Here is a 24,300-nt window from a genome sequence, read left to right as displayed (position 1 = left end):
GTGAGATCAAGGGATCGGGTCTCGGGCTGCCCATCGTGCGCAGCATTCTCGAGGCGCATGGGGGAAGGGTCTGGGTGGAGAGCGAGCCGGGCTCGGGCAGCGCGTTCTTCGTCACCATGCCGCTCCCGGACACCGACCCGGGCCCGGTGCTCGCCCCTGTCGCTGAGGCGGGAGAGGCGCTGGCCCCGTCTCCGGGCACCGCACCGCGTGAGGGCGCGGCCGCGCCGAGGCATCCCCGTCGCGGCCAGACCGTTCTGGTGGTCGATGACGAGGCGAACATCGTGCGCGTGATGCGCCACATCCTCGAGAGCGAGGGGTTTGCCGTGCTCGAGGCGGGGAAAGGCGAGGACGCGCTCCGCCTCGCTCGGGAGAGCAAGCCCGACCTGATTCTCCTCGACCTGCTCCTGCCCGACATCGATGGCTTCGAGGTGCTGCGAAGGTTGCGCGCCGATGGAGAGACCGCCCCCATTCCCGTGGTGGTGCTGAGCATCCTCGAGGCGCGCGACGAGGCGTTCGGCCTCGGCGCGCAGGACTACTGCAGCAAGCCGCTCGATCGCGCCCGTCTTCTCGAGACGGTGCAGGGGCTGCTCGGGAACGCCACCGAGACCCGCATCCTGGTGGTCGATGACGATCCCCACATCCTCGCGGGGATCACGCAGATGCTGTCGTCTCGAGGGTACCACGTGCTGGCGGCCAGAGACGGTCTCGAGGCCGTGGTCAAGGCGCGTGACGAGCGCCCGAGCCTGCTGGTGCTCGATCTCTACATGCCGGAGATGGACGGGTTCGAGGTCATCCGACGGCTGCGGACCTGGGATGAGACGGCGCGCATGCCCATCGTGGTGCTCACGGCGTCTGACATCGCGCTCGATGAGGCGCGGGTCAGCAAGCTCGGGGCCGAGGTCTTTCTCAGCAAGCCGTTCTCCGAGCAGGCGCTCACGCAGGCCGTGCACGACGTCCTCTCCCGGCGGTTCTCGAAGGAAGCCCACGGGGGGGCGGGCGAAGTGCGTTCGAAGACGGAGGTCTAGATGGCGAAGAAGATACTGGTGGCGGACGACGAGCCGTACGTGCTGCGATCGATCGAGTACACCCTGTCGCGCGCGGGGTACAACGTGCTCACCGCGGTCGATGGCGAAGAGGCGCTGGGCCGGATCAGAAGCGAGAAGCCGGACCTCGTCTTCCTCGACATCCAGATGCCCCGCATGGATGGCAACGAGGTGTGCAAGGTTCTGCGCTCCGACCCCGAGCACAAGGATCTCTACGTCATCGTGATCACCGCCAAGGGACAGGAGTCCGAGCGTCTGTACTCCCTGCAGTGTGGGGCCAGCGAGTACATCACCAAGCCGTTCAGCCCGCGCAAGATGGCCGAGCGGGTGAAGGAGATACTGGGCGAATGAGCCTCGACGCGGCCCCCACGTCCACGGTCGATCCGCCGCGTCTCGTCGATCTCGTCGAGGTCGATGCCATTGCCGCGCTGGCCGCAGAGACCCGTCTCGTGGTCGTTGATGGGCGCGCCGAACCGATCGCCGGCGTGGTCAGCGGCGATGAAGAGCGGTCATCGGCGCGTGCGGCGCTCCTGGGCGGCGCCGTTCAAGAAGGCGGACCGTTTGCCGCGCTATCCCTGATCCGCTTGCGTGAGCATCGCATCGGCGCTGTGCTGGCCCGGCAGCCTGCCGACGCCGCGTCCGCGGCGGCCCTGGCCCGCATCGTCGAGGGATGGGCCCATGCGCGCTTCGAGGTCCAGAGCGTGGTGGGCGAGCTGGTCTGGCGGTACGAAGAGCTGTCGGTGCTGTACGACTCGAGCGAGACCATCGCGTCGGTGATGGATCTGGCCGAGGTTGCCCGTCGCATCCTGGCCAAGGCCGTCGACATGCTCGATGTCGATCACGCGTCGCTCATGCTCATCGACAACGAGACCCGCGAGCTGCGCATCCTCGATGCGGTGGGGCTGGCGCCCGAGATCATGGAATCGCTCCGGCTGCCTGTGGGCGAGGAGATATCCGGATGGGTGGCGGCCGAGGGGAAGCCGCTTCTCATCGAGGACATCGAGTCGCACGTGCTGTTCGGAAAGGTGAACCAGGAGCGCTACATCAATCGATCGCTGCTGTCGGTCCCGCTCAAGATAAAAGATCGCGTCATCGGGGTTCTGAACGTGAACAACAAGCGCAATCGCGCGGTGTTCAGCTCGAGCGATCTCAAGCTGCTGTCGTCGCTGGCATCGCTGGCGGCCATCTCCATCGAGAACGCGAACACCTACAAGAACGCCATCACCGATCGGCTCACCCAGCTCTACAACTACGGCTACTTCCGCGAGGAGCTGGCACGCAAGGTGCAGCTGGCGCGAAGCGAGCAGGCGCCGCTGTCGCTGCTCATGTTCGATATCGATCACTTCAAGAACTTCAACGACAGGAACGGGCACGAGCTGGCCAACGTGGCGCTCGTTCGCATCGCCAACCTCTGTCTCGAGAACAGCCGGCAGAAGGGCGACCGCATCCCCGATCTGGTGGCGCGCTACGGCGGCGAGGAGTTCATGATCCTGCTCTATGGCGTCGACACGGAGGGGGCCCGTGTCACGGCGGAGCGCGTCCGCGAGTCGGTGGCCACGACCGTCTTCAAAGGCGGCGAGAACCAGCCGGGCGGTCGCGTGACCATCAGCATGGGCGTGGCCACGTTTCCCCAGCACGCGGCTGATGGCGACAGCCTGATCAATGGGGCCGACGAGGCCCTGTACAAGGCCAAGAAGGGCGGTCGCAACCAGGTTCAGGTGGCCGAGATTCTCTGATGGACCTGCCGGATGAGCTGAGCCCTGAGCTCTTCGAGCCCTTCGATCGTCTGGTGGAGATCGAGGTGCTGGGCAAGACGGTGCGCGTGCCCGAGAACAACACGGTGCTGCGGGGCTTTCAGTACCTGAGCCCCATGAGCATCAGCTACGGGAACTTCTGCTGGAACAACGACTGCGGCAACTGCGAATGCCAGGTGGTGCTGCCCGATCGCAGCGACCCGGTGGCCAAGCGCACCTGTTGCATCAAGGCCCGCGAAGGGATGAAGATCGTGGCCACCTCTCGCCACGTGCGGCTTCGCCTGAAATAGGGGTGTCTGCCGCGCTCAGGCGGTGGTGGCGCGCGCGCGGCGACGGCGGTCGGCGCGTCTCACCACGTCGGCCAGCTCCGAGCTCTCGAACGGCACGCGAACAAGTCCGGTGGCCCCTCTCTCCAGCATGTCGCCGCGCGTGCCGGGGTCCGGCGTGGGGCTCATCATGACCACGGGAATGCGCGCGTCGAGCTCGTGGATGCGTCGCATGGTCTCGATTCCGCTGATACCCGGCATCATCGTGTCCACGAAGATCAGGTCGTATCCACTGGTGGCCAGCGCCTCGAGGGCCTCCCGTCCGCTGGCCGCGCCGCGAACCTCTTGGGCGCGGCTCTGCAGCGATCCGAGCATCACCTCGCGCATCGCGCGCTGAGGCTCGACGACGAGCACGCGCATGGCGGCAAGCAGGGTCTCCACGTCGTCTGCGTCCGGATTGTCGCTTGTGGCGGGGTCGCGCCACGGCGAGTCTCCCGCGGGGAGGATGAGGGTCAGCGTGGTGCCGCTCTCGGCCTCCGAGGTGACGCGCACCTCGCCCCCCGCGTTCTTCACGATGCCGTACACCACGTAGAGCCCGAGCCCCACACCGGGCGTGGTGCTGCCGCCCTGCGCCCCCTTGGTGGTGAAGAATGGGAGGAAGATCTTGTCGAGGTTCTCGCTTGCGATTCCGACGCCATTGTCGACGACGGTGAGCTCCACGTGCTGGTCCTGGCGGAGGCGTGCCCTCACGGTGATGCGCCCTTCGCGCTCCTCCGGGATCGCTTGTATGGCGTTGAGCAGGAGGCTCATGGTGACGTTCTGCATGTCTGATTTCGACAGCGGAAGGCGCGGCAGCGTCTCGAACTGGGTCTCGATCTCGAGGTTGCGACCGGCGCGGGTGGTGTGGACGAGCGCCACGGCGTTGCGCAGCACCTCGTTGGGATCGACCGTCTCGAGTCGACGACGATCGGGCCGCACCCAGGTCAGAAGGGTTCGGGTGATCTCACCCGCCCTGTCGGCGGTGTCCTCGATCTGGGCCAGATCGGCCTTGATCTGGGTCAGATCGTCGCTTCCCCGGGCGAGCTGGGTGTATCCCTTGAGCCCGCAGAGCAGGTTGTTGAACTCGTGGGCGATGCCGCTCACCAGGGTGCCCACGGCCGACATCTTCTCTGACTGGACGAGGTGCTGCTGCGTCTCGCGCAGGCGCTCGTACGAGACGCGCAGGTTCTCGTATGCCGCCTCGAGCTCTCGCTGGTTCGCGGCGATGCGACGGTTCTGCTCGCGGTCGATGGCGACCAGGGCCGAGACGAGCGAGAAGCTTATCACCACGGCGCAGAGCGCCCGGAAGAGCGTGAGGGGTGAGGTCACGCCCAGGCGGTGGAACAGGCCCTGCAGCACGCCACGCCCGGCCCCCTCGGTCAGGGCGCCGAGGGAAGACTCGGCGGCCAGGACGGTGGAGAGGAAGGCGTTGATGGCAAAGAAGATGGCGGCGATCACGAGCAGCTTGCGCAGCCGCTCCCCCGTGCCTCCATCTGCCCAGAGTCCCGTCCTCTGCTTCTCACGCGCATCCGCCGGCCTGTCTGATGGCGCTTCGCCGAGCTGGTTCTGCGTGAGCAGCGCAAAGCCGGTGAGCAGTCCACCGGTGAGGCCCAGGCAGTACCGGACCCACCCGCGCGCCTCGAGGGTGGGAAGAGGGAGGTGGAGCATCGCGCCCACCAGCAAGGTGGTGAGCCACAGCAGGAACGCGCATGGGGGCAGCCAGCGCAGCCACTGGATGCGCGGGCGGGTGGCGGTGACGAGGGAGATGCCGAACTCGAAGAGGCAGAGGCTCGACATGGCGTACAAGAAGCTCGAGACCACCTCCATGGCGCCCTCGATCTTCACCCAGGCGTCGCTCATGAGCGACATGTCGACCCATTCGTTCAGGCCGTGCAGCAGCGCGAACATTCCCAGGAACCAGAGGTTGTCGAGCAGCACCGCGGTCGGTGTGGTCGGCGCCTCGTCATCGCGGTCTTCGCTGGTGTGGTGGGCGTTCTGGGCCAGAACCAGCACGCCGAGAACGAGGAACGACAGACCATAGAAGAAGTAGACCAGGAACAGGTGGTCTTCGCGTTCCATCGGCGGGGGCGTTCCTCACTCTCATCACACGCCGGGAAGGGAAGCTGGCCGCACGGCCGCGTTGTGCGCGCCGCCTTCTCCTACCGGTTGATTATAGGGTTCCACTGGGGTAGGCGGGCACCCCTCGTTTGACGCAAGAGGCTGCGACCTTGGTCGGACACGAGGCATCGACCTTGGTCGATGCCGGGGGATCTTCGAACGATTGCAACACGGTGTTCTGATGCCGGCAACATTGTTGCCGGAGCGGCCCGATGGAGGCTGTTCAAGTTCACATCGACGCAATCCCCTGTCAATGGCGTTCAGGGACTGACCCCGCTACACTGCGATCACAGCGGCTCCGTGCCGCCACCATCGAAGGGAGCACCGTCCAATGTCTGGTTCATATGAGATCCGTCCTGAGCTCTGCGAGCGGGAGCCCGCCCCCGACTGGAGCCAACGCCCCTGGGGTCGTCCCACGGTTCACGCCGCGCAGTCCGATCTGAATCCCAAGCTGGTCGGCATGTGCGAGTTCCGCTACCACGGCATGCGCATCCGCGGCGTGCGCGTCTTCCGCAACGAGAACGGTACGCTGAGCGTCAACATGCCGCAGAAGCGCTTCGGGGAGTCGATCGAGAGCGTCGTCTACTTCCATGACCCCATCGAGCGCGAGCAGTTCAATCGCGACGTGGCGTGGCTCTACACGAGCATCTTCGGTCGCCGTCACAAGCCGGTCGAAGCCGCCGCAGCGGCGACCGGCTAGTGCGTCGGTGGGCGCGGGGCACGTCTTCACGGCGTGCTCCGCGCCGCCTTGCTCTGGGCGGCACGGGGGGTGAGCGTCACCTTCCCGTTGCCGCACGCGACGCCGATCTCGAAGGTGGCGTGCTGGCCGCTCGGCGGCGCGAAGGCCGCGCAGAGACGTTCGGCCCCGTCTTTCGCCCCGCTGCCCGGTCGCAGGGAGAGGAGACGCAGACCCGAGGGCGCCACCGCCCCCGTGAGCTTCTCGACCCGAGGCGCGCCGTCGGCTCTTGGGGTGTACACGTCGACTCCCGCGCTGCGGGTGTCGGAGCCGGCCACAACGATGAGGGGGGGCATCCCGGACAGACCGTCGAGACGGGTCACCTGGGTGCATCCTCTCCAGGTCCGGATGTCGAGCTTCTGCAGTGCCGGCAGCCACTCTCTGGCGGCCCGTCCCGTGTCGAGGTCGACCGGATGCGCCTGCATGGGCTTGCCGTTGGGGGCGAGGTGCTGCAGGCCCTCGATGTCGTCGATCGCCACATAGAGCCGTCGCAGGGGGAGCAGCTCGCGCAGGCGGGCGCGCGCGGCCTCATCGGGAGGCTGCATGTGGATGAGGGCCTCGAGCGCTTCGAAGCTCTCGCGCAGACGCCCGTTCTTCTCGGCGTCTTCAGCCCATCGATGATGGGTGGTTCGTCTCAGGTCGAGGGCGCGTCGGTTCGTGCCATCATCACGCAGGGTGCGTGCGAGGCTCGTCGCGGCTTCCTTGAACTCGCCGCGTTCGAGCTGCGCCTGTGCCAGGGAGAGGTTGACCTCTGCACGGAGCGTGCGGATCTCGGTGGTGTCTGAGCCGTTTCGCGCCACCTCGGCCTCGAGCATCTTGAGTGCCTCGGCGTGCTGGCCGCCGGCCATCAGGGCGCGTGCGTGGCGCAGCGGCCATGACGCACGCAGGAACAGCCAGGCCACCGAGATGCAGACAGCCACGACGAGCAGCACACCCAGGGCGCGGAAGCGGGGGTCGGGGGGCTCCGCCTGGCTCTCGAGGAGCAGGGGCGCCTCGGCGATGGGCTCTGGCGTCAGGGCGGCCTGCGCGAGCCAGTCCTTCAGCGCCTCGGCGTCAGGAAGGCGCTTGCTGAGGCGGGCCACGAGCGCCTGTGTGGTCTTTCGATCGTCGGCCCCCAGCATCGCCGGCGGGAACTCCCTGGCCAGAAGCGCCGCGGCTTCGCTGAGGAGCGCATCGAGGGAGATCTCGAGCGACGGGTCGAGATCGGGTGCGAGAACGCGCAGCTGCTCGAGGAGATCGATGCCGAACCGCGAGTCGCGGAGGGTGGGCAGGGCGCTTCCCATGGCCTCGACAAAGCGATGCGCGATGGCTTTGCCGCACGGATCGAGGGGCCTGGGCGCGTCGATCGCGGCCAGCGCCGCCGCGGCGTCGCGCAGAGGGCGAACCGCCGCAGCATGGTTCTTGGCGTCGAGCCAGGTGGTGGCGATGAGCAGCTGCGCTTCCGGGCGGCTGCTGGTCTGCGCCACCGCCACGGCCAGCTCGCGCGCCGTGGTGTGATCGCCCTGCTCATAGTGATGCCAGGCCGTGAGCAGCCCCTGTCGGGTCACGCGCACCGGGATCTCGAGCGTGAAGCGATCCCAGGCGAGCTGCAGGGCACTCTCGGTCTCCACGTCTTCGGGCAGGGTGGAGGCGTCGATGGTCACCGCGATGCGCACGTGGTTGTCCTCGATCACGCGAGGGTCGACCGAGATCCAGCCGACCTGCGGTGAGACGGTGGCGCGGAGCCTTCCGCCCCCCTTGTTCACGATCTCGAGCGACTTCGTCACCGCGCGATCGGCCATCTTCAGGGTGATGGACGAGGGGCTGACGCTGGGACGGGGAGGGCCCTCGCTCATCGCGTCGGTGAGGTGCCCATTCGCAGGACGCGCAGCAGCATCTTCAGGAAGCGATAGGCGTCTCGCAGGGGGTGGATGTGACTCGGGCGCACGTCAGCCCCGTAGATGGCCACGATGGGAACCCATGCGATGCGCCAGCCGGCGCGAGCCGCCTGCAACAGGAACTCGGATTCGGCTTCGAAGTGGCGGGTCTGGACCCGCACGTTGCGCAGAACGGCCACCGAGATGCAGCGGAACCCGCTCTGGGTGTCTTCCATGGGCTGGCCGGCGACCTTCGACAGCAGCCACGACATCGACGCGTTGGTCAGCCGGCGCACCAGCGGCATGTAGGTCGACCACGCGCGCTTGCGAGAGCCCACCGACATGTCGGCTGTGCCGTCGGCGAGGGGGGTGACCAGCGCGGGGATGCTCTTGGGATCGTGCTGGCCATCGGCGTCGAGGGCGACAACGGCGTCGAAGCCGGTTGCGATGGCGTAATCGGCGCCGGCTTCGAGGGCCGCGCCCTTCCCACCATTGCGCGGCTGGCGGATCACGTGGGCGCCCGCCTCCTCCGCCTGGGCGGCGGTGCAATCGCGCGATCCGTCATCGACCACCACCACCTGCTCGACGTATGGCAGGGTCGCGCTCACGACGCGGGCGATGGAGGCCTCTTCGTTGTATGCTGGAATGACCGCGACGACCCGCACGAGCAGACTCTGCCCTCCTTGAGGGGACGTTCCCGTGGAGCCGCGCCGTCCCCTGCCGCGCTCCGCTGTTGTTTCTGACAGAAGAGGCGGGGCAGATTCGGGGCGCGGCCGCGCAGGGGAAACAAAACATGCGCGTGGAACGTTAAACCCACGTGCGATGAGGAGGCGAAACACGCTGTGACCATGAAACGCCTGGTCCTGGTCTTGATGATGGCCCTGGCCATCGCGGGCGCAGCCCTGGCCGCGCCCGAGCGAGCGCTGCCCGACGGCAGCCACGCAGTCTCGGTCTCGGTGCCGGACATGGAGTGCAGCATGTGCATCCGAAGTGTGCAGGTCGAGCTCAAGCACCTCAGCGGCATCGTCGAGATCAAGATCGACGACGTCAACCGCGTGGTGAATGTGCGCTTCGATCCCACGGCCACCGATGTTCGGCACATCCAGGCTGCCATACGCAAAGCAGGGTTTGCCTCGAAGCTGGTGGAACCAGCCAAGTCATAGCGCCAATTTCTTCCGCATGTCGGAGCCCGCACGCACGAACCGCCGGAGCGCCGCTTCGGCGGTTTGTCGTTCTTGCAGAGACATCGCCGGGACTGTGCGCAGAACAGGAGCCAGCCCATGACCCTTCAGACCCACCTCACCACCGCAGACTACATCGCCCTCGAGGCCCAGCACAACGCCAACAACTACCATCCGCTCGACATCGTGATCGCGCGCGCCAGCGGTGTCTGGATGTGGGACGTGGAGGGGAACAGGTACTTCGACTTCCTCTCATCGTACTCGGCCGTGAACCAGGGGCACTGCCACCCGCGCATTATCGCGGCGGCCAAGGAGCAGCTCGATCTCGTCACCCTCACGTCGCGCGCCTTCCGCAATGACCAGCTTCCCCTGCTGGCCAAGGAGCTGTGCGAGCTCAGCGGCTTCGACATGATGCTGCCGATGAACAGCGGCGCCGAGGCGGTGGAGACCGCCGTGAAGGCCTGCCGGCGCTGGGCCTACAAGGTCAAGGGGGTGCCGGACGGCCAGGCAGAGATCATCGTCTGCGACGGCAACTTCCATGGGCGCACCACCACCGCCATCAGCTTCAGCACCGAGGCGGCGTACAAGGACGGCTTCGGTCCCTTCACACCAGGGTTCCGCTACGTGCCCTACGGCGACGCGGCGGCGCTGCGCGCGGCCATCACCCCGAACACGGCGGCGTTCATGCTCGAGCCCATCCAGGGAGAGTCCGGGGTGGTGCTGCCTCCCGCCGGCTTCCTCGAGGAGGCGGACGCCATCTGTCGGGAGCACAACGTGCTGCTCGCCTTCGACGAGATCCAGAGCGGACTCGGCCGGAGCGGAAAGCTCTTTGCGTTCGAGCACGAAGGGATCCGCCCCGACATGGTGATCGTGGGCAAGGCGCTGAGCGGTGGCGTGCTGCCCGTGTCTGCTGTGCTCTCGTCGCGCGAGGTGATGGCGCTGTTCGTGCCGGGCACCCACGGGTCGACGTTCGGGGGCTCTCCCCTGGCGGCGCGGGTGGCGCGGGAAGCGCTCAAGGTTCTCGTCGAGGAGGGGCTCATCGAGCATTCGGCTGAGCTTGGCGCCTACTTCATCGAGCGCATGCGCGCGATTCGCAATCCGCTCATCAAGGAGGTTCGGGGCCGCGGTCTCTGGGCCGGCCTCGAGCTGAAGCCCGAGGCGGGCGGTGCGCGTCCTTACTGCGAGGCGCTCAAGGAGCGCGGCCTGCTCTGCAAGGAGACGCGGGTTCACACCATTCGCTTCGCCCCGCCGCTCGTGGTCACGCGGGAAGAGCTCGACTGGGCCCTTGAGCGCATCGAAGCGGTGCTCAGCGCCTAGGCGCGGCGCATGCGCTGCCTGTTGCTGCACAAGCCGCTCGACGTGCTGTGTCAGTTCAGTGGCGAGGGCGCCACGCTGCGCGACCATGTCGACGTGCCCGGCGTCTATCCCGTGGGGCGTCTCGACGCCGACAGCGAGGGGCTCGTGCTGCTCACCGATGATGGCGGGCTTCAGCACCGCTTGGCCGATCCACGCTTCAAGCAGCCCAAGACGTATGTCGTGCAGGTCGAGGGAGAGCCCACCGAGGCGCATGCGGCGCGACTCGTGCGAGGGGTGATGGTGCAGGGGCGGCTCGCTCGCGCCGCGTCAGCACGGGTCATCGCGCCGCCCGACCTGCCGCCACGCGCGCGACCGATTCGCTATCGCGCCGCCATTCCCACCGGGTGGATGGAGATCGTGCTCACCGAAGGGCGGAATCGCCAGGTGCGGCGCATGACGGCCGCGGTTGGCCTGCCGACCCTTCGCCTCGTTCGCACGGCCATCGGACAGCTCACCCTCGGCACGCTGGCGCCGGGGGAGTGGCGGTTCCTCGGGGTCGATGAGATGGAGGCGTTGCGGACGGCGGTCTACGGGCCAACGCCATCTCAGCCGCCGGGCGGGTCGGCAGGCAGCCGCGCTTCTCGCGGGCGTCGCGGTCGATAGGCGAAGAGGCCCAGGTCGGGGTGGGCCTCAGGCTGCCTGCTCGGCAAAGGGCGGGTTCAGCAGGCGGTCGAGCTTCTCGAGGGCGTCGCGGTCGATGAACGTCTCGTCCATCCATCGTGTCGGGAATATGTTCAGCATCTTGCAGAGCGTTCGCGACTGATCGAGAGAGATGCCGAGCACGCGGCACGCAACCTCGAGCTCGATGAGGGTATCGGTGGAGGGGGGCATGTTCACGTCTCCTTGTTCGCTGAGCGCGGTATGTCTGTCGTGTCGGAGACGAGCATAGCGCGGGCAGATGTACGGAGCGTGTCCAATTCGTTTCGCCAAGATGAACCCGGATGAACAATATTGTGAACGCGCAAAGGCGCGACGTTCACGATGTTGCCTCGATGTGAACGGGCGTGGACGCGAGGTTCACCATGTTGCAGATGTGTGAACGGTTTGGGGCGCGATGTTCACGATGTTGCGTCGATGTGAACGGGCGGGGGCGCGGGGTTCAAGACGCCGCGCTGACGCATCTACACGAGGCGGTCGTCGGGTGCTTTCAGCCCACGCGGAAGATGCCCGCCGCGCCCTGACCGCCGCCGACGCACATGGTCACCAGCCCGTGACCGCCGCCGCGACGGCGCAGCGCGTGGATGGCCGTGACCGCGAGCTTGGCGCCCGAGCATCCCAGCGGGTGCCCCATGGCGATGGCGCCACCGCTCTCGTTCACCCGCGCCGGGTCGAGCCCGAGCGTTTGCAGCACGGCAAGCGACTGGGCCGCGAAGGCCTCGTTGAGCTCGATCGCGTTCATGTCGGTGAGCGAGAGCCCGGCGCGTTGCAGCGCCTTCGGCACGGCGGTGACCGGTCCGATGCCCATGATCTCCGGCGCGACCCCTGTCACCGCGTAGGTGACGAAGGTCGCCAGCGGCTCGAGACCGAGCGCCTTTGCCCGCTCGGCTGACATCACGACGAGCGCGGCCGCGCCGTCGGAGATGGGCGACGAATTGCCCGGCGTCACGGTGCCGCCTTGCAAGAAGGCCGGCTTGAGCTTCGCCAGCGCTTCCATCGAGGTGTCGCGGCGGATGAGCTCATCTTTCGTGAACGGCATCGTGGTCGAGGTCATCGAGGTCCCCTCGCACCGATCGACCCGCACGGGCACCGGGACGATCTCATCGTCGAAGCGGCCTGCCTCCTGCGCCGCGGCGCCGCGCTGGTGGCTCTGCAGCGCGAACGCATCTTGTGCTTCGCGCGAGATTCCGTGCTTCGCGGCAAGGCGCTCTGCGGTGAGCCCCATGCCGAGGTAGGCCTCCGGCCGACGATCGAGCAGCGCCAGGTTCATGGCGGCCTTGTTGCCGCCCATGGGCACCATGCTCATCGACTCGACGCCCCCCGCGACGATGCAGTCGGCCATGCCGCTCACGATGGCCTGGGCGGCCATGGCCACGGCCTGCAGGCCGCTGGCGCAGAAGCGGTTCACGGTGACGCCCGGCGCCGTGTCCGGCAATCCCGCGATCATGCCGGCCATGCGGGCCACATTGAGCCCCTGCTCGGCTTCGGGCATGGCGCATCCCATGATGACGTCGTCGATGATCGACGCATCGATGCGGGCGCGCTCGACCGCCGCGCGCATCACCAGGGCGGCCAGATCGTCGGGGCGGGTCGCGGCCAACGACCCCTTCACACCGCGCCCCACGGGGGTGCGCACGGCGCTCACGATGACAGCGTTTCGCGAATTGCTCATCTTGAAGGTCTCTCCGTCTCTCTCGTTCAGTTGCGCAGCGACTTGCCGGTCTCGAGCATGTGCTGGACGCGCTGCTGGGTCAGCTCGTTGCCGCAGAGGCTCACGAAGGCCTCACGCTCGTAGTCGAGGATGACCTGCTCGTCGACGAGCCCGGCTGCGTTGCGGGTGCCGCCGGTGAGCACCCGCGCCAGGGTCTTGGCCAGGGTCTCCTCGTAGGGCGTGATGGCGCGCCCCTCACGCATGAGCCAGGCCGCCGTGCACAGGTTCGCGCAAGCGGTCTCGCCCAGGGCGCGCACCTGTCGCGGTGGCGGGGGGACGTAGCCGTACGAGAGTCCGAGCACGCGTGTCTTAGCGGCGTCGATCACGCGATCGGCGTTCATCGAGATGCCGTCGCTGGCCGCCAGCAGCCCCAGGTTGCGCGCGTCGAGCGCAGCGGTCGACACCTTCGCCATGGCGATGGTCTCGAACGCCCGCTTCACCCCCACGAAGGCGTCTGCGTCGGCTGGTATCGTCTCGGTGAAGCGGATCAGCAGCGCGGTGGTTCCACCTCCCGCGGGAATGAGGCCGACGCCGATCTCCACCAGCCCCATGTAGAGCTCGGCGCTGGCCTGTACGGCATCGGCCCAGAGCGACATCTCGCAGCCGCCGCCAAACGTCATGTTGAACGGCGCCACCACGGTGGGATAGGGCGCGTAGCGAAGGCGCGTCACCACGCGCTGGAAGGTCTTCACCGCGTGCTCGAGATCGCTCCAGCGCTGCTCTTTGGCCAGGTGCAGCACCATCTTGAGATCGGCCCCCACCGAGAAGTTCTCGCCCTGGTTGCCGATGACGAGACCCGCGAAGTCCTTGCGCACCACCTCGTCGGCCACGTCGAGCATCTCGAGCACGCCCTGACCGAGGGTGTTCATCTTGCTGGTGAACTCGAGCAGCGCCACGCCGTCGCCCAGATCGATGAGGCTGGCATCTCGCGTGCCGCGCACCACGCGGCCGGGCTCGCTCTTGAGTGCGCGCAGGATGGTGGGCCCGCCGGGCGCCGCGACGACCGCACCCACCGGCTGCACGGCCGTCTTCAGCAGCGCGCCCAGTGCATCGGCGCCGATGGCGCGCACGATGTCGAACGGCCCCAGCTGCCAGCCGTAGCCCCAGCGCAATGCGTTGTCGATCTCGTCCGGGGTGTCGGCCACCACGCCCACCATCTTCTCTGCGTAGGTGACCAGATCGGCGGTGGTGCGACGGGTGAACTCGCCCAGCGGCCCGTCGAGGGCGAGCAATGCCTGCAACCGCTCTTCTGGGGTCGCAAGGGCGCTGATGGGCTTGAGCTCGGGCAGTCGCACCTTGCCTCGATCTTCGTACTCGAAGGTCTTGAGGTTGAGCGTGAGAATCTTCGTGGCGCCCGATTCATCTTTTGTCTTCTTGTAGAAGCCCTGGCCCGTCTTGTCGCCCAGCCACCTGTTCTCGATGAGGTGGCGAATCGCGTCGGGAACGGCGAAGTCTTCTTGCGTGGCCTTGGCCAGCCCGTCGGCCACGTTCACGAAGATGTCGACCCCGCTCAGGTCGGCGGTGCGGAACGTGGCGCTCTTGGGGCGTCCGATGAGCGGACCGGTGATGGCGTCGACCACGTCGGGCGTGAGATCGAGGTCGATCATGGCGCGCATCATCTTGGTGAAGGCATAGCCCGCGATGCGATTCGCCGCGAAGCCCGGCACATCGCGCACCACCACCACACCCTTGCCGAGCACGTGATCGGCGAACTGGCGCACCGTGTCAACCACTTCAGGCGCCGTGTCCGGGGTGGGAATGACCTCGAGTAGATGCAGGTAGCGGGGCGGGTTGAAGAAGTGGGCCCCCACGAAGCGGCGTCGAAAGCCCTCGTTTCGCCCCTTCACCTGCAGGAACATGGGGATGCCGCTCGAGTTGCTGCTGATGATGGCGTCAGCAGATGCGAGCGCCTCGACCTTCTCCCAGAGGGCGCGCTTGGCGTCGAGGTTCTCGAAGATGGCCTCGATGATCCAGTCTGCCTCGGCAACCCGGCCGAGGTCGTCCTCGGTGTTGCCGACGTCGATGAGGCGGGCGCGAGCGGGGTCCATGAACGCGGCGGGCTTCGCCTTGAGCTGGCGCTCGATGCCTCCTCTTGCGAGGGCGTCTCGGTCGCCTTCCTTCGGAACGTCGAGCAGCAGGGTGGAGATGCCGGCATTGGCGAGATGGGCCGCGATGCCGGCGCCCATGGTGCCGGCGCCGATGACGGCGACGCGTCGGATGGCGCGCGCGGCATAGGGGCGCGGCTGCGAGGGGGTGGTCATGGAGGCCTCCTGCGGTGCAGATTGCGAGGGCCAGGGGTTACGCGGTCGGGTGCGGGGTCCCTGCCGGAGCGACGACGTACCCGGGCATGGGTGATGGGTGAGCGAGGATGCCTGCGCTCACGAAGGCTGTAACGTCGGATTGTGTGCCCGGGCCTGCTTCACCCGTTCGGGGAACCTGAGCGCCACCCGGTCACCGAATAGCCTGCCACATCGCGTGATCCGAGCAGGAACGCGGCGTCGTCCGGTGCGGGCACGGGTACGACCTCGGGGCTGTGGTTGAAGGCGAAGGTAAGGTCGCCGCGGCGGCGCAGGCGAAGCGTGCTCGACAGGCGCAACGTGTCGATTCCGACCCTGCTGCAGATCGTCTCGAGGTATTCGATGAGGAAGTCCACCGAAGGCGAGAAGGCGAGCCGGTGGAGGCCCTCTGCCTCGAACACAGCCCCGTCGCCATCATCGAAGCGCGCCACGGGGATGGCGTCGCTGTCGATCCACTCGCGCCATCCGGCGGTGGGCCACGTGCGCCCCTGCCACGTCATCGGCGTCGCGGGGTCGAGCACACCAGATTCCTCCCGAATCGCGCGCAAGCGGTTCCGACCGTCTCCCAGACCGCGCGTGTCGGTGTAGAGGAAGGGGGTGCGGCTCGCCGTGCGGGGCCCCAGCACCATCTGCTGACCGGGGTGCAGAAATCCGCTGTGGGCCCAGGGCCAGACGGGAAGGCTCGGCACCGCCACAAGCCGGTGCGGTGGCACGCGGTCGGCCCGCACCACGTCGATGTCGAGACCGAGGCGCCGCAGGGCTTCATAGAAGGTGAGAACCAGGGCTCCATACCCTGTTCCGCGACCGGGCCGAACGAGCGCGTACACGTCGGCGGCTTCTTCATCGACGACCAGGGCCACGGGCGCAGGGCGCGTCGCGCCCATCTCGACGAAGGCGAGCTCACGGGCGACCCGCGACGCCTCGGCGTGTCCGGCGTCCTCCTCGCCGTCGGCTCGCAGCAGTCCGGATGGGGCGCGCAGGCCATCGGGCTGCCAGCCTGTGTGCATCACCATCTCTGCGCCGTGGGCGAAGGCCTCCCACGTCCAGAGGCGGATCATTCCCGCGCGTGGCACGGCGATGCGCGTCTTGCCGATCAGGGGGCCGCACTGCTGGTCGGTGACGCGGAAGCGTTCCTGCCCCAGGCCGCGGCGCAGATCGTGATGCAGCGCGGCCACGTCTGGGTGACCGCATCGCGGGTCGACGTCAGCCGCCATCGCCTCGGTCCACGGGAGCGGCAGGCTCGCTCCCCCTGCGATATCGACTTGGGCGGCTCCACGCCCGCTCTCAGGGGTGCCGAAGGCCTCCGCGTCGGCGCTCACCAGGAGGCCCTCGGGGGCGACGCGGTGCACGATTTCGCGCACCGCGTCGACGAAGCGCCCGAGGCACTCGCGGCTGAACCTGCGGTAGTCGAGCCGATGGGCGGGCGAGGCGCTGTGGCCGCGAAGCGGGGGCGTGATCTGCTCGAAGCTGTCGAAGGGACGTTCGCCCAGCGGCCCGAGCCATGCGCTGTTGAGCGCCTCGATCTGTTCGTGGCGGGCCGTGAGCCAGGCGCGGAAGGCGCTGGCACAGGCATCGCAGTGACACAGCGGCGGTGCGCCGAGGCGGGGGTCGAGCTCGAAGGCGTCGACGCGCGAGGCGAAGCGGTTCACCAGCGTCTCGATCAGGGCCAGGGCACGCTCGCGGTACGCGGCGGGCAGCACGCAGGGGTGGGCGTCTTCCGCGGCCACCGCGGTCCCGGTCTCGTCGACCAGGTGAACCTCTGGATGGGCGCTGGTGAGCCAGCGAGGCGGCAGTCCGGTGGGCAGCGCCACGACCACGCGCAGGCCGTGTCGGACCGCATCGTCGACGGCGACGTCGAGCGCGTCGAGTGCGTGCGCGCCGCGCTTCGGTTCGATGCGCCCCCACGAGGCGCGGCCCACGCGCACGTACTCGAGGCCAGCCGCGCACATGCGCTGCAGGTCGCGCGTGCGAGACGCCGCATCGTCGGGAGAGGGAGACCAGCAGACACCGAGCATGGCGGCCTTGCGTTCGCGCTCGCGGAGGGTCCTCTCCTCCACGAGCAGGGTTTATCGCCACACGTGGGGGAGAACATGAGTCCTGAGGAGAGTGATCATGCCCAGCCCAGTCCATGCGTTCAGCGCGTTCGAGGAGGCTCTCCGCGCGCAAGGCGCTCCACCCATGGTGATCGAGACCTTCCGCCATCACTACGATCTGCTGCGCGCTGGGCATAGCGGGCTCATCGGCGAGAGAGACATCGAGGCGGTGACTGACCTGCCGGAGCTCACGGGTCTCCCGGACCTCCTCGAGCGGGCCGGCGGCGAGGCGCTGGAACGCCTCGTGGTGATCAAGCTGAACGGTGGCCTGGGAACCAGCATGGGGCTCGCGCGGGCCAAGTCGCTGCTTCCCGTGAAAGACGGGCTCACCTTCCTCGACATCATCGTTCGTCAGGCGCTTGCGCTGCGTGAGCAGACGGGGGCGGCGGTTCCTCTCGTCTTCATGAACAGCTTCGCCACCGAAGACGACACGCGACAAGCCCTGAATGCCTATCCCGAGCTGGCCGTCGATGATCTGCCGCTCACCTTCCTGCAGAACAAGGTGCCCAAGATCATCGAGCAAGACCACTCCCTGCCGCCGCAGGGCTGGGGCGAGCATGGGTGGTGTCCGCCGGGGCACGGCGATATCTACACGGCGCTGCACGCCAGCGGTCTGCTCGACCGCCTCCTCGACCGCGGCTTCACCCACGCATTCGTTTCGAATGCCGACAACCTCGGCGCCACGGTCGACACACGCATCCTGGGGCACGTGGCCAGCGGAGTTCCCTTTCTCATGGAGGTGGCGCGTCGAACCGCCGCTGATCGCAAGGGCGGCCATCTCGCGCGTCGTCCGGACGGCCGTCTGCTGCTACGCGAGGTGGCGCAGACCCCGAAGGAAGACCTCGAGGCCTTTCAAGACATGTCACGCCATGGGTATTTCAATACCAACAGCCTCTGGATCGACTTGCGTGCCTTGCGCGCCCTCCTCGATGACAGCGGCGGCATCTTCCGCCTGCCGCTGATTCGCAATCGCAAGACCATCGATCCGCGAGACGCTGACTCGCCTCGGGTGGTGCAGCTCGAGACCGCGATGGGGGCCGCCATCGAGCTGTTCGAGGGCAGCCAGGCGCTGTGTGTGCCGCGCGCGCGCTTTGCGCCCGTCAAGCTCTGCAGCGATCTGCTCGCGCTCTGGTCGGACGCCTGCGCCCTCGACGCGGGTTTCCACATCGTGACCCAGGGCGCGTCGTGGCCCGTGGTCGTGCTCGCCGACCCGTGCTATCAGCGCATCGATGACATGCGGGCGCGCTTCCCGTATGGGGCACCATCGCTGCGACTGTGCGAGCGGTTCGAGGTGGCGGGCGATGTCACATTCGGCCAAGGGGTCAAGGTGCGTGGGCGGGTGCGAGTAACGGCTGACACGCCGTCGTGCGTCGATGATCATCGCGTGCTCGAGGGCGATGTGGCGCTTTGATTGGCGGGTGGGTGCGGTGGAGAATCTACGGGTGTGAAGATACCTTTGTCTGTCCTTTCGCAGGAAAGGCAGTGCGGAGTGGGAATGCCGAGGGGCTGATCGCAGGGGGTACGACACATGAAGGGTGAATCAGCCGACAACAACAGCGCCGCGCAAAGCAGCGACGCCGAGACACTCGCCTTTCTCAGCGCCATCATCGAGAACCTGCCCAACATGGTGTTTCTCAAAGACGCGCGAGACCTGAATTTCGTCTTGCTCAACCGCGCCGCGGAAGACCTCATCGGTCTCTCCCGCGAGAAGTTGCTGGGCCGCAACGACTACGATTTCTTTCCTGCCGCGGAGGCAGATTTCTTCACCCAGAAAGATCGCGCGGTGCTGGCGAGCGGGGCGTTGCTCGACATCCCGGAAGAGTCTCTCCACACGGTCTCCGGGGTTCGCCTGCTGCACACGAAGAAAGTGCCCATCAACGGCCCCGATGGAACGCCACGCTATCTGCTCGGAATCTCGGAGGACATCACCGAGAGAAGAGCAGTCGAAGCCGCTGTCGAGCGCGCGCGCGAGGAAGCCGAGGCCGCAAGCCGCGCGAAGAGCAGCTTCCTGGCCAAGATGAGCCACGAGATCCGGACCCCCATGAATGCCGTGATCGGGTTCTCTGATCTGCTCGGAGAGACGCCGCTCGGGGAGGAGCAGCGCCAGTACCTCAATGCGGTCAAGACATCTGCGCAGGTCCTGCTCGGTCTCATCGACGACATGCTCGACATCTCGCGCATCGAATCAGGGAAGCTCGCGCTCGAGCGCAATCCGTTCTCGATCCGGGAAGCCGTCAACGCGATGGTCGAAGCGCTTCACGCTACTGCAAAGGGGCCGCTGCGTGAGGTGCGCAAGCGCATCGCCGCCGACGTGCCCGACATCGTGGAGGGCGATGTTCGTCGCTTTCGCCAGGTGCTGACGAATCTGGTGGGAAATGCCGTGAAGTTCGCGCAGCAGGGCCCCATCGAGGTCTGCATCGAGCGTCAGCCCTGTGTCGAGCAGCCCGATCTGGTCGTTCTCCACGGCAGCGTCGCAGACCGCGGCCCGGGCATCGCCCCCGATCTGCTGGCGCGCGTGTTCGAGCCGTTCGTGCAAGGCGACGAGTCGAGCACGCGCCGTCAGGGAGGTGTTGGGCTCGGGCTCTCCATCGCGTCACGCATCGCTGAGATGATGGGGGGGCGCATGTGGGCCGAGTCTCCCGCGCCAGAAGGCACACCGGAAGCGCCGGGCGCGGTCTTCCACTTCATCTTGCGTCTTCAGCTGCCGGCGCGCGCCGACGCGCCCGCGCCCCACGCGCCCGTGGGCGAGGGCAGCCCCACGCAGGCACCTGCGGCTGCGTCGAAGCCACCCCGCTACTCGGCACGTGGCGCCCGTGCGCTGCTGATTGAAGACAATCCCATCAACCAGCTGCTGGCTCGACGTCTGCTCGAGCAGCTGCAGTTCGAGGTGGAGGTCGCCTCTGACGGGGGGGAGGGGCTTGCCGCGCTCACGACCCGCGATTTCGATGTGGTGCTGCTCGACGTGCTTATGCCTGTTCTGGATGGCTTTGCGGTGGCACGCGAGATTCGTCGCCGCGAGCAGGAGGGGGGGCGCCACGTGCCCATTCTGGCCCTCACCGCGCGCGCCATGAAGGGCGATCTCGAGCGCTGCCTCGAGGCGGGCATGGATGGGTATGTCTCAAAGCCGTTTCGAAGCGAAGACCTGTTGGCGGCGCTGTGCAGGCTGATACCAGACGTGCTCGTACTCGTCGATCACGACGCGTAGCCCTCGGCCGCTCTGCGCAGCTCTGCCCCCACCTGTTCAGCCAGAGAGGCCGGAGAGAGCACGCGCACCCGGCTTCCATACGAGAGTATCCACTGGCGCAGCTCGTAGGTCACGCTCACTGTCAGCCGCAGGCGCAACCGCCCATCATCGAGCTTCTCGAGGCGCTGGCTCGGGTGCCACGTGCGCTCGCCCACGTATCGCGCTTCGGGGAGCACGAACTCGAGCACCACGTCTGTGGGCTCGCCCGCGATGTCGACGCCGAAGGCGTGCTCGAAGTACTGCGACACGTCGAAGTCGGGGGCGATCTCGAAGCGACGCTCGGTGAGCGTCAGGGCGCGCATCCGGCTCACCGCGAAGGTCTGCACGTGCTTGCGCAGGTGGCAGTGCCCCACCACATACCAGTCGCCCCGTCGATAGGTGACGTGGTACGGATCGAGGTCGCGTTCGAGCAGTTCGTCGCGCGAGGCGGTGTAGTAGGTCATGCGGAGGGTTCGTCGCTCTGACAGCGCGCGTCGCACCTCGTCGAGATGGGCGGTGCGCACATCTCCCTGCGGGTCGAGCTCGATGGAGAACCGCGCGAGCAGGTCGGCCAGGTTTACTGATGTGGTGGTTGGCAGGAAGTCCTGCAGGCGCGAAACGGCGCCCGCAAGCTCGCGGGCCAGGGGCAGCGGGAGCTTCTGCAGCATGCTCTCGTAGACCAGCAGAAGCGCGATGGTCTCGCCGTCGGTGAGGTTCAGCGAAGGCAGCTCGTAGGTGTTGTCGAGGTAGTAGAACGTGCAGCGGTGCCTGTCGTACTCGACGGGAGCGTGCAGCTGATCGCGCATGTACTCGATGGTGCGCTGCGCGGTTCGTACCGAGCCGCCGAATCGCTCTGAGATGTCTTTCGTGGTGACATGCTTCTCGTTCTTGAGCTGTCGGTGGACCCACATGATTCGGGGCAGGGTGTTTGCTGATGGCACGCGATGCTCTCTCCGGTGAATTCTGTGCGCCTGGAGAGAGGGTTCGCAGTCGAACATTCTCTTGCCTGCAAAATGCCGACAGGAGGGGGAGAGACGTTCGTGGGGGCGCGGCTGGGTCGCTTCAGGAATCTTCTGGGAGGGTACGGGGGAGCGTGACAGAGAGGGTCGTGCCCTCCCCAGGTTCGCTTGCCAGCTCGATCGAGCCGCCCAGCAGCACGGCCAGCTTGCGCGAGATGTGCAGGCCCAGCCCCACGCCCTCGTTGGGGGTGTCGGCCCCCACTCGCGTGAAGGCCTGGAAGAGCGATCGCGCGGCCTCGGGCGCGATGCCCGGGCCCGTGTCAGAGATGCGGATGGTCACCGTTTCGGCGAGGCGCTCGAGGCTCACCAGAACCGCACCCTCACGGGTGAACTTCACGGCGTTCGAGACGAGGTTGAGTACGATCTGGCGCAGGCGGTTCTCGTCGGTCGTGAGAAGACACGGGGTCTCGATTCCCTCGACCCGCAGCGCGATTCCCTTCTTCTGCGCGGCTGGCTGAAGGGAATCGACCCAGGTGCTCAGACACAGCGTGACATCGAAGCGTGTCGTGTCGAGCACCGACTTCCCCGCCTCGATGCGCGAGAGGTCGAGAATCTCGCTGATGAGCTTGAGCAGCGCGCTTCCTGCGTCGGAGACGAACGTGAGCTGCTTCTTCTGTGCCTCGTTGAGCGGCCCGCTCATCTCGGCGAGGAGAACGTCCGTGAAGCCGATGATGGAGTTCAGCGGCGTGCGCAGCTCGTGACTCATGGTCGAGACGAACTCTGACTTGAGCGCGTTCAGCTCATTGAGCTGTCGATTCTTTTCGCGAAGGTCGCGCAACGCGTGATGCTCGGTGAGATCGCGCGCCTCGAGAACGGCGCCGGTGCGGTGTTCGTTGTGGTGGAGCGGCGTGTAGTGGCAGAGGGCGGCAAATGTGCTTCCATCGCGGCGCTCGATGCGCGTCTCGAAATCTCGCAGCGGCTTCCCGCTGGTGGTTGCGACGGCAAGCAGGCACGTCGTTTCGCTGCACCACGGATGCAGCACCTCGTGTATGTGCTTCGTCTTGATGGTCTCGAAGCGATGACGGGTGGCAACACGTGCGGTCTCGTTCATGTAGGTGGCGCGCCCCGCGTCGTCGATCAGGAAGAGACACGTCGCCGCGTTGTCGGTGACCGTGCGGGTGACCTCGCTCTGGCGCTGCAGCGCCTCGCTTTCGTTGATGCGTTCGAGTGCGAGAGCGGCAGTGCGAGCCAACTGGTTCACCGCTTCGAGGTCGTCCTTGTCGTTGCGGTTCGGTCGAGGGTAGAGCAGGGCGAACGTTGCGATGACCGATCCTTCTGAGTCGAGCACGGGCACGGAGAAGCAGGAGCGCAGGCCATGTTCGAGCGATAGCGCCTTGAATGTCGCCGAGGCGGTCTCGCGTTCGATGTCTTCGACGACCACCGGCATCTTGTACCACGCGGCGCGCCCGCAGGGACTGCTGTGCGGGCCGATGGGGATCGGGTCGAGGGCGTCGACATACGACGGAGGGAGGCTTGCACTGCTGGCGGGCCGCAGCATGCCGTTCTGCACGCGCGTGATGAGAACGTGGCACGGCTCGAGCGCGAGTCGCAGCATGACGGTGGTGAGCTCATCGAGCATCATCTGTAGAGAGGTGCCTTTGCTCACCATCTCGAGAAGCCGCCTCTTCTCGGCCATCAGCTGCTCACGGCGATGGCTCGCCGTCACGTCAGAGGTCACGCCCACGATGCGGGTTGGGGTTCCGCCTATGTCGCGCACGATCATGGCGCGGTCGAGACGGTGCGCGTATCGACCGTCGGACCCGTTGAAGCGGTAGCTCACCCGCCACGACCTGGCGGAGGCCAGCGCGGCTCGCGTGGTGGCCGAGACCCGCTCCCTGTCTTCAGGATGGATGTTGCGTCGCCACCAGTCGACCACGTGCTCGTCGGCGCCTCGGTCGTGCTCGAGATCGGCGCGGCTGCGCCACATCTCGCCGGACGCGAGGTTCCAGTCCCACAAGATGTCGTACAGGTTCTCGGTCAGCCTGCGGAACCGCTGGTCGGCGCGCGGGTGCTCGGTCTGATCGACGATGAGGTTGTAGACCCCTGCAACCGCCCCACCGGGCAGATGGTGGGGCACATGCGTGACGAAGAAGTCTCGCTCGTCGAGAGCGCCGACTGTCAACCGTTGGTTGTGGCGCACCACCTCACCTCGCAGGGCCTTCTCGATGTAAGGGCGTACCTGTTCAAAGATCTCAGGGCCAACGACGTCCTGCATCCGCTTGCCGATGATCGCGTTGTATGAGCAGCTGTAGACGTCGAGGTATCGGCGGTTGACGTAGCGGTAGCGCAGATCTCGGCCGAAGTACGAGACCATGATGGGCAGCGCTTCGAGCACTGCCGTTGTGTCGGGCTGCTCGAAGTCGATGAGGGAGGCTGTTTCGGGTCGCTCGACGATTGCCATCGCTGACCCCGCGTGAATATGCATCGAGAGATATCATACCCCGTCACGTCTGAACATAAACCCAAGTATGCGTCTCTTTTTCGTGCAATCGCACGGAACGCCATCGCCGCCCCTGGGAAGAAGGGGCGGCGATGGCGGAGGGGCTTCCTGGGGAGCGGGTCAGAAGCCTGAAGCGATGCGTCGTCCGTACGGGTTGCCGGTCACGGCGAGGCGCCCGCGGATGCGCCAGAACGACGACCAGCTGCGTATCTCATCGCGGTGATAGGCGAAGTACTGCTGGCAGGTGAAGGTCTCCCACGCGTTGCCGCTGCCATCCATGAGATCGAGCACCGCGTTGGCGCTGCGCTCGTCGGTCTCGGAGGCCAGGGCCAGCGACAGCACGGCCATCCGGTGCACCTTCACATCGCTCTCGGCGCGCAGCCGCGATGTCAGGAACGACCGGATATGTGCGGCACAGTCGTCGGAGAGGCCACCGTTGGGAATCGAGGCGATGACGCCCAGCACGGCCAGGGCCTTCGTGTGGGGGAGGCTGGCGTAGTCGTCGATGAGG

General features: G+C 67.0%; 19 protein-coding genes. 9 read left to right on the top strand and 10 right to left on the bottom strand.

Features of this window, described 5'->3' with window-relative positions; genetic code table 11:
• From EB084_03465 to EB084_03450, 4 genes are all read left to right on the top strand, one after another.
• The coding region (locus tag EB084_03465) for a hybrid sensor histidine kinase/response regulator (GenBank protein ID NDD27307.1) at window positions 1–1,025 on the top strand (1,025 nt) is incomplete at its 5' end.
• Window positions 1,026–1,394, top strand: a complete 369-nt coding sequence (locus EB084_03460) for a response regulator (protein NDD27306.1) — start codon at window positions 1,026–1,028, stop codon at window positions 1,392–1,394. It abuts the gene before it with no gap.
• Entirely contained in the window at window positions 1,391–2,779 is a 1,389-nt protein-coding gene (locus EB084_03455; GenBank protein ID NDD27305.1) for a sensor domain-containing diguanylate cyclase, read from the top strand. The genes EB084_03460 and EB084_03455 overlap by 4 nt, the downstream gene beginning before the upstream one ends.
• The gene (locus tag EB084_03450) at window positions 2,779–3,087 is read left to right on the top strand and encodes a hypothetical protein (GenBank protein ID NDD27304.1); all 309 of its coding nucleotides are present in this window, start codon (window positions 2,779–2,781) and stop codon (window positions 3,085–3,087) included. The genes EB084_03455 and EB084_03450 overlap by 1 nt, the downstream gene beginning before the upstream one ends.
• A gap of 15 nt (window positions 3,088–3,102) precedes the next feature.
• On the opposite strand, the gene EB084_03445 is transcribed toward EB084_03450, so the two are convergent.
• Entirely contained in the window at window positions 3,103–5,181 is a 2,079-nt protein-coding gene (locus EB084_03445) for a response regulator (protein NDD27303.1), read from the bottom strand.
• Between the two features lie 370 nt (window positions 5,182–5,551).
• Here EB084_03445 and EB084_03440 point away from each other — a divergent pair, with 370 nt between their 5' ends.
• Window positions 5,552–5,920 (top strand): hypothetical protein, encoded by a 369-nt coding sequence (locus EB084_03440; protein ID NDD27302.1) that lies wholly within the window; start codon window positions 5,552–5,554, stop codon window positions 5,918–5,920.
• A gap of 26 nt (window positions 5,921–5,946) precedes the next feature.
• Here the strand turns inward: EB084_03440 and EB084_03435 are convergent, their stop codons facing one another.
• Together EB084_03435 and EB084_03430 are read right to left on the bottom strand one after the other, a co-directional pair.
• On the bottom strand, window positions 5,947–7,791 hold the full coding sequence (locus EB084_03435; GenBank protein ID NDD27301.1) for a tetratricopeptide repeat protein: 1,845 nt from the start codon (window positions 7,789–7,791) through the stop codon (window positions 5,947–5,949).
• Window positions 7,788–8,912 (bottom strand): glycosyltransferase family 2 protein, encoded by a 1,125-nt coding sequence (locus EB084_03430; GenBank protein NDD27300.1) that lies wholly within the window; start codon window positions 8,910–8,912, stop codon window positions 7,788–7,790. Before EB084_03430 ends, EB084_03435 begins: the two co-directional genes overlap by 4 nt.
• A 180-nt stretch (window positions 8,913–9,092) precedes the next feature.
• Here EB084_03430 and rocD point away from each other — a divergent pair, with 180 nt between their 5' ends.
• Complete coding sequence (gene rocD, locus EB084_03425; GenBank protein ID NDD27299.1) at window positions 9,093–10,310, top strand: ornithine--oxo-acid transaminase; 1,218 nt, start codon at window positions 9,093–9,095, stop codon at window positions 10,308–10,310.
• 9 nt (window positions 10,311–10,319) lie between these two features.
• Entirely contained in the window at window positions 10,320–10,952 is a 633-nt protein-coding gene (locus EB084_03420; GenBank protein ID NDD27298.1) for a pseudouridine synthase, read from the top strand.
• 27 nt (window positions 10,953–10,979) lie between these two features.
• Here EB084_03420 and EB084_03415 read toward each other — a convergent pair whose 3' ends face one another.
• From EB084_03415 to EB084_03400, 4 genes are all read right to left on the bottom strand, one after another.
• Window positions 10,980–11,186 carry a hypothetical protein gene (locus EB084_03415; GenBank protein NDD27297.1) on the bottom strand — a complete coding sequence of 69 codons (207 nt, stop codon included), beginning with the start codon at window positions 11,184–11,186 and terminating at the stop codon, window positions 10,980–10,982.
• 310 nt (window positions 11,187–11,496) lie between these two features.
• Window positions 11,497–12,678, bottom strand: a complete 1,182-nt coding sequence (locus tag EB084_03410) for a thiolase family protein (GenBank protein NDD27296.1) — start codon at window positions 12,676–12,678, stop codon at window positions 11,497–11,499.
• A gap of 26 nt (window positions 12,679–12,704) precedes the next feature.
• Window positions 12,705–14,978 (bottom strand): 3-hydroxyacyl-CoA dehydrogenase/enoyl-CoA hydratase family protein, encoded by a 2,274-nt coding sequence (locus EB084_03405; GenBank protein NDD27295.1) that lies wholly within the window; start codon window positions 14,976–14,978, stop codon window positions 12,705–12,707.
• 158 nt (window positions 14,979–15,136) lie between these two features.
• Window positions 15,137–17,029, bottom strand: a complete 1,893-nt coding sequence (locus tag EB084_03400) for a hypothetical protein (protein ID NDD27294.1) — start codon at window positions 17,027–17,029, stop codon at window positions 15,137–15,139.
• A 97-nt stretch (window positions 17,030–17,126) separates the two neighbouring features.
• Here EB084_03400 and EB084_03395 point away from each other — a divergent pair, with 97 nt between their 5' ends.
• Both EB084_03395 and EB084_03390 read left to right on the top strand, forming a co-directional pair.
• Window positions 17,127–18,518 carry a UTP--glucose-1-phosphate uridylyltransferase gene (locus EB084_03395; GenBank protein ID NDD27293.1) on the top strand — a complete coding sequence of 464 codons (1,392 nt, stop codon included), beginning with the start codon at window positions 17,127–17,129 and terminating at the stop codon, window positions 18,516–18,518.
• A 117-nt stretch (window positions 18,519–18,635) separates the two neighbouring features.
• A complete protein-coding gene (locus EB084_03390) occupies window positions 18,636–20,312 on the top strand; it encodes a PAS domain-containing sensor histidine kinase (protein ID NDD27292.1) in 1,677 nt (558 codons plus the stop codon).
• Here the strand turns inward: EB084_03390 and EB084_03385 are convergent.
• The 3 genes from EB084_03385 to EB084_03375 all read right to left on the bottom strand — a co-directional run.
• Complete coding sequence (locus tag EB084_03385) at window positions 20,300–21,328, bottom strand: WYL domain-containing protein (protein ID NDD27291.1); 1,029 nt, start codon at window positions 21,326–21,328, stop codon at window positions 20,300–20,302. The two genes, EB084_03390 and EB084_03385, sit on opposite strands and share 13 nt — an antisense overlap.
• 64 nt (window positions 21,329–21,392) lie before the next feature.
• On the bottom strand, window positions 21,393–23,774 hold the full coding sequence (locus EB084_03380; protein NDD27290.1) for a PAS domain S-box protein: 2,382 nt from the start codon (window positions 23,772–23,774) through the stop codon (window positions 21,393–21,395).
• Between the two features lie 135 nt (window positions 23,775–23,909).
• Window positions 23,910–24,300: hypothetical protein (locus EB084_03375; GenBank protein NDD27289.1), on the bottom strand; the 391-nt coding region annotated here is incomplete at its 5' end.

Source organism: Pseudomonadota bacterium, assembly GCA_010028905.1.
GTDB lineage: Bacteria > Vulcanimicrobiota > Xenobia > RGZZ01 > RGZZ01 > RGZZ01.
This window is presented reverse-complemented; position numbering and strand designations above follow the sequence as displayed.